Annotated in this window: 13 protein-coding genes; 3 read left to right on the forward strand and 10 right to left on the reverse strand. The window is 66.6% G+C overall.

Going from position 1 to position 14656, the window contains the following annotated elements; genetic code table 11:
• Window positions 1–32: 32 nt before the first annotated feature.
• The 3 genes from RAD04_RS14055 to RAD04_RS14065 form a co-directional block, all read right to left on the reverse strand.
• Window positions 33–2270 (reverse strand): ATP-binding protein, encoded by a 2238-nt coding sequence (locus RAD04_RS14055; protein WP_461624252.1) that lies wholly within the window; start codon window positions 2268–2270, stop codon window positions 33–35.
• A 125-nt stretch (window positions 2271–2395) separates the two neighbouring features.
• Window positions 2396–2869, reverse strand: a complete 474-nt coding sequence (locus tag RAD04_RS14060) for a hypothetical protein (protein ID WP_461624253.1) — start codon at window positions 2867–2869, stop codon at window positions 2396–2398.
• 121 nt (window positions 2870–2990) lie between these two features.
• The gene (locus tag RAD04_RS14065) at window positions 2991–4529 is read right to left on the reverse strand and encodes a YifB family Mg chelatase-like AAA ATPase (RefSeq protein ID WP_461624254.1); all 1539 of its coding nucleotides are present in this window, start codon (window positions 4527–4529) and stop codon (window positions 2991–2993) included.
• A gap of 228 nt (window positions 4530–4757) precedes the next feature.
• Between RAD04_RS14065 and RAD04_RS14070 the strand changes: the two genes are divergently transcribed.
• Both RAD04_RS14070 and RAD04_RS14075 read left to right on the forward strand, forming a co-directional pair.
• Entirely contained in the window at window positions 4758–5003 is a 246-nt protein-coding gene (locus tag RAD04_RS14070) for a PilZ domain-containing protein (RefSeq protein WP_461616452.1), read from the forward strand.
• Between the two features lie 179 nt (window positions 5004–5182).
• Window positions 5183–5956: a tetratricopeptide repeat protein gene (locus RAD04_RS14075; RefSeq protein WP_461624255.1), complete on the forward strand. Its 774-nt coding sequence runs from the start codon at window positions 5183–5185 to the stop codon at window positions 5954–5956.
• Between the two features lie 21 nt (window positions 5957–5977).
• Here the strand turns inward: RAD04_RS14075 and RAD04_RS14080 are convergent, their stop codons facing one another.
• From RAD04_RS14080 to rsmI, 7 genes are all read right to left on the reverse strand, one after another.
• Window positions 5978–7267, reverse strand: coding sequence for an AAA family ATPase (locus tag RAD04_RS14080; protein WP_461624256.1), 1290 nt, complete (start codon window positions 7265–7267; stop codon window positions 5978–5980).
• Entirely contained in the window at window positions 7264–7998 is a 735-nt protein-coding gene (locus tag RAD04_RS14085; RefSeq protein ID WP_461616449.1) for a CpaD family pilus assembly protein, read from the reverse strand. The genes RAD04_RS14080 and RAD04_RS14085 overlap by 4 nt, the downstream gene beginning before the upstream one ends.
• Window positions 7999–8053: 55 nt before the next feature.
• Window positions 8054–9571 (reverse strand): type II and III secretion system protein family protein, encoded by a 1518-nt coding sequence (locus RAD04_RS14090; protein WP_461624257.1) that lies wholly within the window; start codon window positions 9569–9571, stop codon window positions 8054–8056.
• 13 nt (window positions 9572–9584) lie between these two features.
• Window positions 9585–10406, reverse strand: coding sequence for a Flp pilus assembly protein CpaB (cpaB, locus tag RAD04_RS14095; RefSeq protein ID WP_461624258.1), 822 nt, complete (start codon window positions 10404–10406; stop codon window positions 9585–9587).
• A gap of 368 nt (window positions 10407–10774) precedes the next feature.
• Entirely contained in the window at window positions 10775–11719 is a 945-nt protein-coding gene (gene gshB, locus RAD04_RS14100) for a glutathione synthase (RefSeq protein ID WP_461624259.1), read from the reverse strand.
• Window positions 11720–11729: 10 nt separating this feature from the next.
• Complete coding sequence (locus RAD04_RS14105; protein ID WP_092251366.1) at window positions 11730–12131, reverse strand: YraN family protein; 402 nt, start codon at window positions 12129–12131, stop codon at window positions 11730–11732.
• Window positions 12118–13068 (reverse strand): 16S rRNA (cytidine(1402)-2'-O)-methyltransferase, encoded by a 951-nt coding sequence (gene rsmI, locus RAD04_RS14110; protein WP_461624260.1) that lies wholly within the window; start codon window positions 13066–13068, stop codon window positions 12118–12120. Before rsmI ends, RAD04_RS14105 begins: the two co-directional genes overlap by 14 nt.
• 339 nt (window positions 13069–13407) lie before the next feature.
• Between rsmI and RAD04_RS14115 the strand changes: the two genes are divergently transcribed.
• A complete protein-coding gene (locus RAD04_RS14115) occupies window positions 13408–14640 on the forward strand; it encodes a penicillin-binding protein activator (RefSeq protein ID WP_461624261.1) in 1233 nt (410 codons plus the stop codon).
• Window positions 14641–14656: the final 16 nt, after the last annotated feature.

A 14656-nucleotide genomic window follows, 5' to 3' on the forward strand; every position in this document is an offset into this window, starting at 1 on the left:
GCCTGCCGGGATGAGTTCCCGTGAAGTTCGGATCAAACTGCCAGCCGCCGTGACGCCGACAGCCCCGCCAGCGCTTCGTCCAGCTTGTCGCGATCGAGCGGCTTGATCAGGAATCCGTTCATGCCCGCCTCGAAGCAGGCATAGCGATCCTCCACCAGCGTATTGGCGGTGAGCGCGAGGATTGGCGTGTGGTGGCCGCCGGTCGCGGCCTCATGCGTGCGGATTCGCTTCGTCGCCTCGATGCCGTCGAGGTGCGGCATCTGGATATCCATCAGCACGAGATCATAGGGCGTGCCGGCCGATGAAGCGGCGAGCCAGGACTCCAGCGCGGCCTCGCCGTGCACGGCGATGACGACGCGATGACCGAGCTTCGTCAGCAGCGAGCGCATCAACAGCGCGTTGATCTCGTTGTCCTCGGCGACGAGGATCGACAGGCCTTTGGTCGTTCCTTTGGCCGGTGTCGCGCCGCCAGCCTCCGCCGGTGGTTCCGGCGCCAGATCGGGCGAGGCCACCTCCGGCGTCATCGCAAGGCGCGCGGCGAGCGAAGCCGCCCGCAGCGGCTTCACCAGAAAACCGGTGAAGGCCGGCGACAGCTTTTCGTGGCGCGAGCTGGAGGTCAGCAGCACGAGGCGCTGCAGCGCATGTGTGCGGGCCATTTCGCCCAACTGGTCGGCTACGGCAGAGCCGATCGCACGATCGATCAGCACCGCGTGCCATGAGCGTTCCGGCAGCAGCGCTTCGGCAACCGCGGCATCCGCAACCATGCAGGTCTGGCCACCCCAGCGCTCGAGGCGCCGTGCGATCAGCGAGGCTTCGATGCCGTCGGCGACGAGGAGCATCGACTTGCCGGTGAGGTCGGGGCTCGGGAAGGCCGTCTGTCCCGCGCTGGCTTGCGACGGCGGAAGCGGCACCGCGATCTCGAAGGTCGAGCCTTGGCCCGGCTCGCTCGCGAGCGTGATCCGGCCGCCCATGCGCTTGACGATGCGCTCGCTGATGGCAAGGCCAAGCCCGGTGCCACCATAGGTGCGGGCGACACGCTCGTCGGCCTGCTCGAATTCGCGGAAGATGCGCTGCTGCGCCTCCGGCGCGATGCCGATGCCGGTGTCGCGGACCAGGAAGCTGATCTCGTTCGGCCAGATGCCGGGTTCGACGATCAGCGCGACGCCACCGCTCCCGGTGAACTTGATGGCGTTGCCGGCGAGATTGAGCAGCACCTGGCGCAGCCGCGCGGCATCGCCGACCACCTCCAGCGGCAGGCGCTCGTCGACATAGGCGGCGATCTCGAGCGACTTGGCCTGTGCGCGCGGTGCGAGCAGCTCGGTGATTTCCTCGACCAAGGTCGAGAGCGCGAAGGGACGTTGTTCGAGATCAAGCTTGCCGGCCTCGATCTTGGAATAGTCGAGCAGTTCCTCGATCAGCGCCATCAAGGCTTCGCCCGAGGTTTTCACCGCCTTGGCATAGGTCGCCTGCTCCGGCGTCAGATTGGTGTCGAGCAGGAGGCCGCCCATGCCGATGATGCCGTTGAGTGGCGTGCGGATCTCGTGCGAGGCCATCGCGAGGAAGCGCGATTTGGCGCGGTTGGCGGCGTCGGCCTGGTCGCGCGCGTCGGACAGAGCGCGTTCGGTCTCGGTGCGGTCGGTGACGTCCCGTCCCACGCTCTGCAATTCGGCCGGCTGTCCGGCATCGAGGCGGACATAGCCTTCGCGCCAGGCGATCCAGCGCGCGCCGAGCGGGGTTGCGATCTTCTGGTCGTGGATGCGTGTGCCGCTGCTCTCGCGCGCGCTGTCGCCCTGCTCCAGCACGTCGAAATCGAAACGCGTGCCGACCAGCGCGCTGCGCGCCTGTCCTGCGAGCGCGCAATAGGCTTCGTTGGCAAAAGTGATGCGGCCATCGGTAGCGCGCAGCACGATGAGGTCGCCCTGCTGCTCGAACAGGCTGCGGGCGCGTTCTTCCGCCTCCTTCAGCTCCCAATTGCGGTCGATCAGCGCCTCGTTGTGGGCGGCGAGGGTACGCAGCCGCTTGTTCACGAAACGCAGGCGCATGCTCAGCGTCGCAAGGCCGAGGCAGGCGAGCGCGAACAGGAAGCTCGCGCCGATCGCAAAGGTGTGGGGATCGTAGCCGGAGCTTTCGGACCGGCTGCCGGACACGAAACCGTAGGCGCCGCCGAAGGTCGCCGAGAAGATCATGAAAGAGCGGATCGCGAAGGCGATGCGGGGATGCTGTCGCCTGAAACGGCGCATGCGCACCTTGATCCGGAACGTCCGACCCATCGTCACCGACCCCGACTCTTTTTCGAATCCCGCCACCCGCCGTCTGCGACGATGTCGCTCTGACCTTGCGAACAGCTTGAGGCTTTGGCGCTGCCTCCAAACAGGGTTGACGAGGTGTTAACGCATCAGAGCGAGGCGGCCTGGAGCGGGAGCGGGCGATGGCCGCCATGGGCGCCGACGATCAGCGCCGCGGCCTCGCGCTGCGAGAACGACTTCGAGCGCACATAGATGCGGTAATCCGCCGGCCCTTCGGTGGAGAGATAGATCACCTGGCCGCCATCGACGGGCTGAGCGGCAATCGAGACGAGGCGCCTCGAGGCATTGGCCTGACAGGAATCCGGCTCGGAACCGAGACCGTCGTCGACCACGGCGAAGTCCGCAGTATCGGCATCGTCGGTGATCTGAACCCGCACCGTGGCCCGGGCGGGATCTTCGGTGAACGCGACATGGACGCCGGCCGTCCAGAACAGGGAGGTGAGCTCGACCGAGGTTTCGCCGAGGGCGATGCAGGGATGCGAGACCGATCCGATCTCTGCGCGGGCGAACACCGCAGCCGCCAACAAGGGAACAACCGAGGCCAGGATCTTGAAACGCAACATGACACTCTACTCGCCAAGGACTCGCCAAGGCCGCCAGGAACTGCTCCCGGGAACTCATTGGGCCTTATGGTTTGCAGAGCGTAAAGGAAACTCGTTACCGCCGGGTTGATGCGCGGAATGATCAAGCCATCTGGCGCACATCCTCCGCGAGTGCGCGGTAGGACAAGGCTTCGGCCAGATGCAGCCGGCCGATCTTGTCGGCGCGATCGAGGTCGGCCAGCGTGCGCGCCACCCGCAGCACGCGGTGATAGCCGCGCGCCGACAGCCGCATGGTCTCGGCGGCGTCGCGCAGCAGCTTCTGGCCCTGCGCGTCCGGCTTGGCGATCTCCTCCAGCACAGAGGCAGGAGCCTCGGCATTGGTGCGGACATGGGGCAGGCCGGCATCGGCATAACGCGCGAGCTGGATGTCGCGCGCCGCCGCCACGCGGGCGGCGACCTCGGCGGAGCCTTCCGCCGGCGGTGGCAGAATCAGATCGGCCGCGGTCACGGCGGGAACTTCGATGCGCAGGTCGATGCGGTCCATCAGGGGACCGGAGATGCGCGCCTGGTAGTCGCCGGTGCAGCGGTCGACGCGGCCGCGCTTGCAGGCATAGCCCGGCTCGAACGCGTTGCCGCAGCGGCACGGATTCATCGCTGCGACCAGCATGAAGCGGGCAGGGTAGGTGACGCGATGGTTGGCGCGCGACACCGCGACCTCGCCGTTCTCCAGCGGCTGCCGCAGCGAATCCAGTACGCGCGGATCGAATTCGGGCAGCTCGTCGAGGAACAGCACGCCCTGATGCGCCAGCGAGATCTCGCCGGGTTTTGCGCGCATGCCGCCGCCGGTGAGCGCGGCCATGCTGGCGGAATGATGCGGCGAGCGGAACGGCCGCCGCGCCGTCAGCGCCCCGCCCTCGATCTCGCCGGCAACGGAGGCGATCATCGAGACCTCCAGCAGTTCGCTCGGTGACAGCGGCGGCAGGATCGAGGGCAGGCGCGCCGCCAGCATCGATTTGCCGGCGCCGGGCGCGCCGATCATGAGCAAATGATGCCCGCCGGCGGCGGCGATCTCCAGCGCGCGCTTGGCGCTTTCCTGACCCTTGATGTCGCGCAGGTCGAGTGTGGAGGCGGCGGGCTCGTGCACCTTCGGTGACGGCCGCGACAGCACCTGGGTGCCTTTGAAGTGGTTGGCGATCTGGATCAGCGAGCTTGCCGCGATGATCTGGATGTCCGGGCTCGCCCACGCCGCTTCGGAGCCGCACGAGGCCGGGCAGATCAACCCTTCCTCGCGCATATTGGCGCCGAACGCGGCGGGAAGAACCCCGGCCACGGGCGCGATCGAGCCGTCGAGGCCGAGCTCGCCGAGCACGGTGAAGCCGGTCAGCGCATCCGGCGGGATCGCGCCAATCGCCGCCATCAGGCCGAGTGCGATCGGCAGGTCGTAATGGCTGCCTTCCTTCGGGAGGTCGGCCGGCGCCAGATTGACGATGATCCGCCGCGCCGGCAGCGCCAGCCCCGAGGCGATCAGCGCCGAGCGCACCCGCTCGCGCGCCTCCGACACCGCCTTGTCCGGCAGGCCGACGATCGCGAAGGCCGGCAAGCCCGGCGCGACCTGCACCTGCACGTCGACCGCACGGGCCTCGATCCCCTCAAAGGCGACGGTGGAAACCCGCTGAACCATGCTCAAACCAGCCTGCCCCTCTCGCACAATTAGGGGTAGCAGAGGTGGGCCGTTTTCGCAAGAACAATACGGGAACGGTCTGGGGCGGGGAGCAAGCCCTAAGCAATCGTAAACGCCACGCCGACACTACGTCTCGAATGCCGGCTTCTGTCCTCAGCACATTCCAACGAATGTCCGCTACTCCTAAGGCTGCGGGATGGGCCGTGGTCTAACGGGTGAACAATTCAAATGCTTGCAAATCGCCGGAGAAGCGAACGTCGGGTGTGCAGCCGGCTCGCCAAGATCCATTTTGGCGCGGGCTCGCTGCCGCGGGACTGCACGATCACCGATATCTCGGATGGCGGCGTGAAAGTGGTGGCGGAATACCTGGAAGTGCCGCCGCAATTCACCATCATCTTCGCACCCGACTATTCCCGCCAATGCCGCCTGAGATGGCGCATCGGCTGCGAATTCGGTGCCGAGTTCACCGACTAAAGCGCGATGCGATGAGGATGAACGTCATCGCGCTTTAGGTTGTTGTTCAAGCATGATCTTTTCGGAAAACCGCTGCGCACTTTTCCGGATCATGCTTTAAGATCCCCCAAGCCGCGTCCTTAACGGGACTTTAGCGTTAATCGGTAAGCATCTCTGATCAGTTGCCGAGTGATCAGAGTATGTCCAAGCGTTCGTCCCTCGCCGCTCCCCCGGCGAGATTGCTGCTTCCCGCACTCCTGGTGCTCGTCCTCGGCGGTTGCCAGACCGCCGGCATCGAGGATGTGACCGGCGCGCTCGGCGTCAGATCGGAAACGGCGGTCAAGGCCGACGCCAAGCCAGAGATGGACGCGTTGCGCGAGCGCTATCGCGCCAAGCCCAGTGATCCCAACGTTGCGCTCGCCTACGGCAAGGCGCTGCGCGAGAGCGGCCAGCGTGCGCAGGCGGTTGCGGTCATGGAGCAGGCCGTGCTCGCTCATCCCAGCAACAAGGCGTTGCTCGCCGGCTATGGCCGCGCGCTCGCCGACAGCGGCAGTTTCCAGCAGGCCTTCGACGTTCTCAGCCGCGCGCATACGCCGGAGGATCCGGACTGGCGCATCCTGTCGGCGCAGGGTGCGGCGCTCGATCAGCTCGGCCGCAACGAGGAGGCGCAGCAATATTATGCCGCGGCGTTGAAGATCGTGCCGGACGAGCCGACCGTGCTGTCCAATCTCGGCCTGTCCTATATGCTGCAAAACAATCTGCCGAAGGCCGAACAGGTGCTCGGCCGCGCTTATCAGCGCAATCAGAATGATGCGCGGGTCCGCGCCAATCTCGCGCTCGTGCTGGGGTTGCAGGGCCGCGAGGCCGAGGCCGAAATCCTCGTGAAGGCAGATTTGCCGCCGGACCAGGCCGCGGCCAAGGTCACAGCGCTGCGGCAACTGCTGGCGAAGAAGCAGCAGCGGGCGGACAAGTAGTCCGCCCCTTTTTATGTACGCTTACGACGCCTTGCGATGCGGCGCCGAGTTGCGGCTTGACTTGCCCTTCAGCTTCTTCAGCAGCGGCCCGAGCAGCGAGCGCTTCGGCTTCTTGACCTCGCCACGCCCGGCGAGGCGGTTCGCCATGTTCTGGAACAGCTCGGTGGTGCGGTGGCTCTTGGAGACTTCCGCGATCATCTGGCCGTTATTGGCCGCGGTCGAGAACAGTTTCGAATCGAACGGGATCACCGCGATCGGCTGGCTTTCCATCGTCTTGGCGAACGCCTTGACCTCGATCTCCGCGCGCTTGTGCATGCCGACCTGGTTGAGGCAGTACAGCGGCGGCCGGTCGTTCGGCCGCGCCGCCTTCAGCACGCTCAGCATGTTCTTGGTGTTGCGCAAATTGGCGAGATCGGGCTCGGCCACGATCACGATGTCGTCGGCGTTCACGAGCGCGCGCCGCGTCCAGCCGGACCATTGGTGGGGAACGTCGAGCACGATGCAGGGCGTGGTCATGCGCAGCGTGTCGAACACGGCGTCGAAAGCTTCGGCGCCGAAATCATAGACGCGGTCGAGGGTGGCGGGCGCCGCGAGGAGGCTGAGGCGCTCGGTGCATTTGGAGAGCAGGCGCTCCATCAGCGCCGTGTCCGGCCGGTCCTGCGACAGCACCGCGTTGGCGATGCCCTGCACCGGGTCCTGGTTGTAGTCGAGGCCTGCGGTGCCGAAGGCGAGGTCGAGGTCGATCACGACGGAATCGAGCGCGAGGTCACGGGCGATGGTCCACGCCACATTGTGTGCGACCGTGGAGGCGCCGACGCCGCCCTTGGCGCCGACCACCGCGATGACGCGGCCGGTGATGATGGCCTCGGAGGCCGAGAACAGGCTGCAGATGGAGCGGACGACGTCGAGCGTTTCGACCGGCCCCACCACGTAATCGTTGACGCCGCGGCGCACCAGTTCGCGATAGGGCGCGGTGTCGTTGGGATTGCCGATCACGACCACGCGTGTGCCGGGGTCGCAGACGCCGGCGAGGTCGTCGAGTCCCTCGAGGATGTCGCGCGTACCGTCGGATTCGATCACGATCACGTTCGGCGTCGGCATCGATTCATAGACTTCGATCGCCGCGGCAAGGCCACCGTCCTTGGCGGTGAGGTGCGCCTTGGCGAGCCGGCGGTCCTGCCCGGCCGCGGTTATCGCGGCGAGCGTCTTCTCGGTTTCGCAAAAGGCCTGCACCGAGATGCGGGGAACCGGCGCAATGTGTTCCTCGGGGTGCTGCGGATCGTCCGCTTCTTCGTCGTGGATGCCCGTCATTTGCCTGTGTCGCTGAGCTTGGCCCTGTCGGCCTCGGAATTGGGAGTCGAGATCGCGGTGCCCTTGCGATAACGATCAAAGGCGATGTCGCGCCGCGCGGTATAGGCCGGCGTCTCCGATCGCGGCTGCTCGAGGTCGGCCGGATTGTCGATCATCGCCGCGAGATTGCGCTGGCTGGCGCAGCCCAGATTGAAGTAGGGCCGGTTCTCGTTGTAGCCGGGATCGAGGATGTTGGGGCCGAGGTCTTCCGGCCACAGCCCGCAGGGACCGGCGACCGCGGCGATCTTCGAATAGCTCAGGCGGATGGTGGGCAGCAGCCCGGGATCTTCAGGGCGATAGGGATGCTGGACGATGGCACGCGACGGCACGCCGCCGGATGCGAGCACGGAACGGATTTCCCGATAGGTCGCAGCCGCCGCGCGCGAATTCGCGCTGTCGACGGGAACGTCGACGACGACGGAGCCGGTGCCTTCGCGCACCCAGTCCCGGGCGATGCCCGCGACGTCCGAATGCTGCGCGGCCGACAGGCCGCCCCTCGCCTTGCCGACGAAGATCACGATCGACTTCTTGCCTTCCTGCACCGCGATCGGGTGGCGCTGGCGATAGTCGGTCGGCACCGTCTGGGTGACGATCTCGCCGGTGGTGTTGCAGGCGCCCAGCATGACGGAGAGTCCCGTCAGGGCCAGCGCGACGCCCAGATTGCGACGTCGATCGGCTGTCGTCTTCGTCATCGCTTCATCCCCTCTTGCCCCGATTCCCGCACCGTTCCCCGGCCGTCCGTTCGTCTCAGTCGATGATGAAGCCGAAATCGCCGGGGGCGCCGGCGATCGGATCGACCCGACGCGCGATGCCATAGAGGCGGTTCATGCGGCCGAGCAGCGCCGTCTGCGCGTCCGAGGCCGGCGCGAAGCCGTCGTCGGGCCGCGCCAATTCCTTCTGGGCGACCGCGCGCACCACATAGGGCGTCACGATCACCATCAGTTCGGTCTCGTTGTTGACGAAGTCCTGGCTGCGAAACAGAGCGCCGATGATCGGCACCTGGTCGACGCCGGGCAGGCCGTTGATCGCCTGCTTGGTCTGCTGCTGGATCAGGCCGGCCATCGCCATCGAGCCGCCCGAGGGAATTTCCAGCGTCGTCTCGGCGCGGCGGGTCTGGATCGAGGGGATGGTGATCGAGTTGCTCGAGGTCGAGGACACCGCCTGCGTCAACGTGATCGAATTCGTATTCGACAGCTCCGAGACCTCGGTCATCACGCGCAGGCTGATGCGGCCTTCGCTGAGCACGACCGGGGTGAAGTTCAGCGAGATGCCGAACTTCTTGTAGGTCACCTGGGTGGTACAGACGTGGGTGACCGGATCGCAGGAATAGCCTGCCGGAATCGGGAATTCGCCGCCGGCGATGAAGGTGGCGGATTCGCCCGAGATCGCGGTCAGGCTCGGTTCGGCGAGCGTGCGCATGACGCCGGCGCTTTCCATCGCGCGCATGGTGGCGCTGACGGTGGCGACGCCCTTGGCGAGGCCGGCGACGCCGAGCCCGTTGCTGCCGACGATCGGTCCGCCCGAGACCGAGAACGGGTTGGAATTGTTGAAATTCACCACGGCGGTGCCGGCGTTCAGGCTGGCGCTGAGATCGACGCCGAGCTGCTTGACGATGTCGCGGCGCACTTCGCCGACGACGACCTTGAGCATCACCTGGTCGCGGCCGCGCACGACGATGCTGTTGACGACCTTGTCCGAGCCGCCGACCAGCTTTGCGGCGACCTCGCCGGCCTGCTGGGCCTCGACCGGGCTCGACACCGATCCGGTCAGCATCACGCTGTCGCCGACGCCTTCGATCTGGACGCCCGGCAGCGACTGGCGCAGGGCCGCGCGCATGCCGTTGAGATCGCGCTTTACAGCGATGTCATAGGAGGCGACCTGCTGGCCGTCGGCGGTGAAGAACACGACGTTTGTCTGGCCGACCTGACCGCCGATGATATAGGCGCGCTGGGCCGAGCGGATGACTGCATTGGCGATCTTGGGATCGGCCACCAGAACGTCCTTGACCTCGCGTGGCAGGTCGATGACAACGGACTTGCCGACGCCAAGCGAGAGAAAACGCGTCTTCGCCGACGCGATGGTCGCGACCGACGACACGCCGAGATCCGGTGCCTGCATCGGCGCCTGGTCGCCGACCGGCGCATCCGTCGCGCTGACGAGGTCGGGGGCTGCGAGCAGCCCCAGCATCAGCATCGTCCCCGTCCAGAACGAGCGCGTGCGCTTCCCCCGAAGGCGCAGGCCCGTCCGATCATCCCCGTAGTTCATGCTATCCCCATCATCACTTCTGTGACGTCAATTGCCGTGCCTGCACCCCGTAACGGATCACATTCACGCCGCCCGCGCGCTTGATCCCCTGGTCCTCAGGCGTGCCCTCGACTGCGTTGACATCGACGATGCTCCGCAGCGCGAGCTGGAGCGTGCCGCCCTGGCGCGCGGCTGCGAGTACTGCGACCTGGTCGGGCCGGAGCTCGAGCGTGACGGTCTTGCCGACGACGGCGTTCTGGCCGTCCTTCTCCTTCGGCGCCTGGTCGATCGCGAGCACGCGGATATTGGTCAGGATGACCTCGGACAGGACGAGGTCGTTGCCGCCGGTCGGACCGTTGTTGTTGGCGCCGTCGGGGTTCTTCAGACGGCGAGTCAGGACGATGTCGACGCGGTCATTCGGAAGGATGAAGCCGCCAGCGGCGGTCTCGGCTGAAATCTCGGTGGAAACGGCGCGCATCCCGGCGGGCAGGATCGCGGCCATGAAGCCGGAGCCGTCGGCCTTGACCAGCTTCTGCTCGCGGATCGGTTCGCCCTGCATCAGGGGGACGCGCGCGATCGAGCCGGCGATCTGGGTCTGCGCCTCGGGCCTGCTGTCGCGGCGGATGAAGGCGCTGCTCGCGGTCGCTGCCGGCCAGGCCTGCCATTGCAGGTCGTCGGGCTTCACGGCCTGGCCGAGCCCGATGTCGGACTTGGCGACGAGGACCTCGACGGTCGGCAGCTTCTCGGCGACGGGCAGAACGGGCGCGGGCTTGTTGTCGAAGCCGCTCGCCAGATACGCAGCGACACCGCCGGCGCCCAGCGCGATGACGAGAACGACAATGCGTGCGGTATTCATACGCTTCTACTCTTACGCGGGGCACTCGAACCGCACCTGGCGGGTTCCCCGTGTCGATGAGTAGGGAGTAAAAGTATAAGGGGTGTTGCGAGGCCGAACGCGCCGGCCGGCCAGCGATGCTGGTTTTCGGCAGATGGTGAACGCGGCGTTATCCGGTCGGCCAGCGGCCCCGTAGATTCACGCAGTACGCAACGTCCGTTCGAATGACCTGCGCGGCGTCATGGTGAATGGGTAGTTAGTGATGCGCGGCCGCGACGCAGCAACGCGCGGTAACAGCTGAGCCGTCGCCCTTCGAGGGCCGCTGAAGAAGCGGCCACCTCAGGGTGACGGTGATGGATCAGTATCCGGGCTACGAAAAAGATCAGCGTTTACTTCGCCCGCTTCTGCTCGATCACGTCCCAGACCTTCGCCGCGACATCAGGCCCGCCGAGCCGCGCGATGGCGCGGATGCCCGTTGGCGAGGTCACGTTGATCTCGGTGAGGTTGCCATTGATGACGTCGATGCCGACGAACAGCAGGCCGCGCTCACGCAGCGCCGGGCCGACGGTGGCGCAGATCTCGCGCTCGCGCGGGGTGAGCTCGGTCTCCTGCGCCGCGCCGCCGCGCACCATGTTGGAACGGAGGTCGTCGGTGGCCGGCACGCGGTTCACCGCGCCAGCGAACTCGCCATTGACCAGGATGATGCGCTTGTCGCCGTGCTTCACCTCGGGGATGAATTGCTGGATCACCCAGGGCTCCCGGAACGTCACCGAGAACATGTCGAACAGCGAGCCGAAATTCATGTCCTGCGGCATCACGCGGAATACCGCCGCGCCGCCATGGCCGTGCAGCGGCTTCATGACGACGGCGCCGTGCTTGTCGCGGAAGGCGTTGATCTCGTCTAAGTCGCGCGAGACCAGGGTCGGCGGCATCAGCTGCGGAAAATTCATCACGAACAGCTTTTCCGGCGCGTTGCGCACCGAAGCTGGATCGTTGACCACCAGCGTCTTCGGATGGATGCGCTCCAGAAGATGCGTCGAGGTGATGTAGGCGAGGTCGAACGGCGGGTCCTGGCGCAGCAGCACCACGTCGAAGCCGTTCAGCGCCTCACGCCTGGGTTCGCCGAGCGTGAAATGGTCGCCGGACTCGTCGCGCACGGTCAGGAGCTGAACCGGCGCCACGATCTCCTCGCCGACCATCGAGAGCTTGTCGGGCGTATAATAGGACAGGCCGTGGCCGCGCTTCTGCGCCTCCAGAAGCAGCGCAAAGGTGGAATCGCCCTTGATGTTGATGCGGGCGATGGGGTCCATCTGGACGGCGACGTTCAGTTTCATGGTCTGCCTTTCAGGTCGAGGCGTCGAATGCCGCCAACACATGGCGCGGAAGTGAGCGCGGCGCAATCAGCATGGCGTCGAATCGCAATTCGAATTCGGCATGCTCGGGATGCGCCACGAGCCAGCCTTGCGCGGCGGCGATGATGCGCTGCTGCTGGCGCGGCGTCACGGCGAAGGCGGCGTCATCCAGCGTGGCGCGCGCCTTGACCTCGACGAAGGCGATCAGATTGCGGCGGCGCGCCACGATGTCGATCTCGCCATGCGGGGTGCGGTAGCGCTTGGCCAGGATGCGATAGCCCTTGGCCATCAGATAGGCCGCGGCGCGACTCTCCGCGGAGATGCCGGTGTGGAACGCGGCGACGCGTTCGGGCGAGGCGACCTTCGGTTCCGCCGGGACCTCAGTCTTCGCCATCGTCGCCCCTCAAGTCTTTGGCGAGCTCGAGCGCGCGGGCATAGACCTCGCGGCGCGGCCGGCCCGAAAGCGCGACCGCATGCGCCACGGCATCCTTGACGCTGTGCGCGGCAAGCTGCTCGCGCAACAGATCGTCCAGCGCATCCGATGTCAGCACCTCGGCGTCGGCCGCTGGCGGAGCGATCACCAGCACGAACTCGCCGCGCGTCTCCAGCGTATCGGCCTCGCGCGCCAGCTGGCTCAACGGTGCGCGCGAAATCTCCTCGTGCAGCTTGGTCAGCTCGCGGCAGATCGCGGCCTCGCGCGCCCCCATGATCTCGGCGAGCTCTGCCAGCGTGTCCTGCACGCGGTTACCCGACTCGAACATCACCAGCGTCGCGTCGATGCGTGCGAGCTCGGTCAAGCGCGCCTTTCGCGCGGCTGACTTCGCCGGCAAAAAGCCTTCGAAGAAGAAACGGTCGGTCGGCAGTGCCGCCACCGACAGCGCCGCCAGCACCGAGGACGGGCCGGGAAGGGCATACACCGCATGGCCGGCAGCGCAGACCTCGCGCACCAGCTTGAAGCCGGGATCGGAGATCAGCGGCGTGCCGGCGTCGGAGACCAGCGCAATCGAGCCGCCCTGCCCCAGCGCCTCCAGGATTTTCGGACGCGCGGCTTCCGCATTGTGCTCGTGATATTGCTTGAGCTGCGCCGCGATGGCGTAGCGTTCGGTCAGGCGCCGGGTGATGCGGGTGTCCTCGCAGGCGATGACGTCGACGCCGGCGAGGGTCTGCAGCGCCCGCAGCGTGATGTCGCCGAGATTGCCGATGGGGGTTGCGACCAGATGGAGGCCCGGTGCCGCCTTCGGCGCCGCAAGCCGATGGGCATCGATGGAGAAACCGCGCGAGGCGGCGTCTTGAGCTTCAGGCGTATTTATCGGGGCCGGCTTTGCGCGCATAATGAAGCCAACTTAGGCACGATCCGCAGGGCTGGGAACCGGCTCGGCGAAAAAGATCGTGCCGAGGTGAGGGGCGAGGAACGGACGGGAATGTGATCGATCCAGGATCACGTCGAGAGGGCGTGAGGGCTCTCACGCCATATTCGCGACCGAAACGCCGCCTTGATGCTGAATGAGCGAGGGTAAACAGCTGCCGGGACAGCAAGGCGGCCGCGTTAAGCGGCTATTATCCTTTTGTTTCGGTTAACTATTTGCCGACAATATGCCTGAATCCGCGGCTTGTGTCGTGGAAAGAATGTCGTGACTGGCCGGCGCCGGCGGGTCAGAAGAGAAGCTGAAATGGTGGGCCCGCGTCATCCAAAATCTCCCGTTCCGGGGTCCCTGATGTCAGGGGCGACCCGCCGGAGCGCGCTCGGCCTGCTGCTCGGTGCGCCGCTGCTGTCGGCCTGCGCCGGCGTGCAGCAGAGCCTGAGCCAGTTCTCCAACCCGTTCTCGAGCTCGACGCCGCCGGCTCAGCCCGCAGGTCCTCCGCAACAGGCGACGACCGCCGGCACCGGCGGCGTGAAGGTCGCCGTGATCCTGCCGCTTTCGGCCGCCGGCAATGCCGGCCTCGCCGCGCAATCCATGCGCAACGCCGCCGAGATGGCGCTGGCAGAGTTCCAGAACCCGAACATCCAGCTGCTGATCAAGGACGACAATGGCAGCCCGCAAGGCGCGCAGGCGGCCGCGCAGCAGGCCGTCGACGAAGGCGCCGAGATCATTCTGGGACCGCTGTTCGCGCAATCGGTGCCGGCGGTGGCGCAAGTCGCGCGCACGCGCGGCATCTCGGTGATCGCGTTCTCGACCGATTCCAGCATCGCCGGCCGCGGCGTCTATCTGCTCAGCTTCCTGCCGGAGTCCGACGTCAACCGCATCGTCGAATATTCCGCCAGCATCGGAAAGCGTTCCGTCGCCGTGCTGGTGCCGGACAATGCCTATGGCAATGTCGTCGAGGCCGCGGTGAAGGCGGCCGTGCCGCGGCGTGGCGGGCGCATCGTCGCCTTCGAGAAATACGGCGCCGATCGCGCCACACCGGCGCGCACCGTGGCGCAGCAGCTCGGCAGCGCGGATGCGTTGTTCATTGCCGATGACGGCGATGCCGTGGTGACGGTGGCAGATGCGATGACCGCGGCGGGCGCGAACTTACGCAACATCCAGCTGCTCGGCACCGGCCTGTGGGACAATCCGCGGGTCTATGCGAATGCGAACCTGCAAGGCGGCCTCTATGCCGCGCCCGACCCGGCCGGCTTCCGCGCCTTCTCCGGCCGCTACCGCACCAAATACGGCGCCGAACCGATTCGCACCGCGACACTCGCCTATGACGCGGTCGCCCTCGTCGCCGCGCTGGCGCGCACGCAAGGCACCACGCGCTTCTCGTCCGACGTGCTCACCAATCCCTCCGGCTTCGCCGGCATCGACGGCCTGTTTCGTTTCCGCGCGGATGGCACCAACGAGCGTGGCCTTGCGGTGATGAAGGTGGCGACGGGTGGCGGCGTTGCGGTCGCGGGCTCGCCGAAGAGTTTTGGGGCGTAGTTCGGGACGACGGTGC

The organism is Bradyrhizobium sp. 25ACV (genome assembly GCF_054863005.1).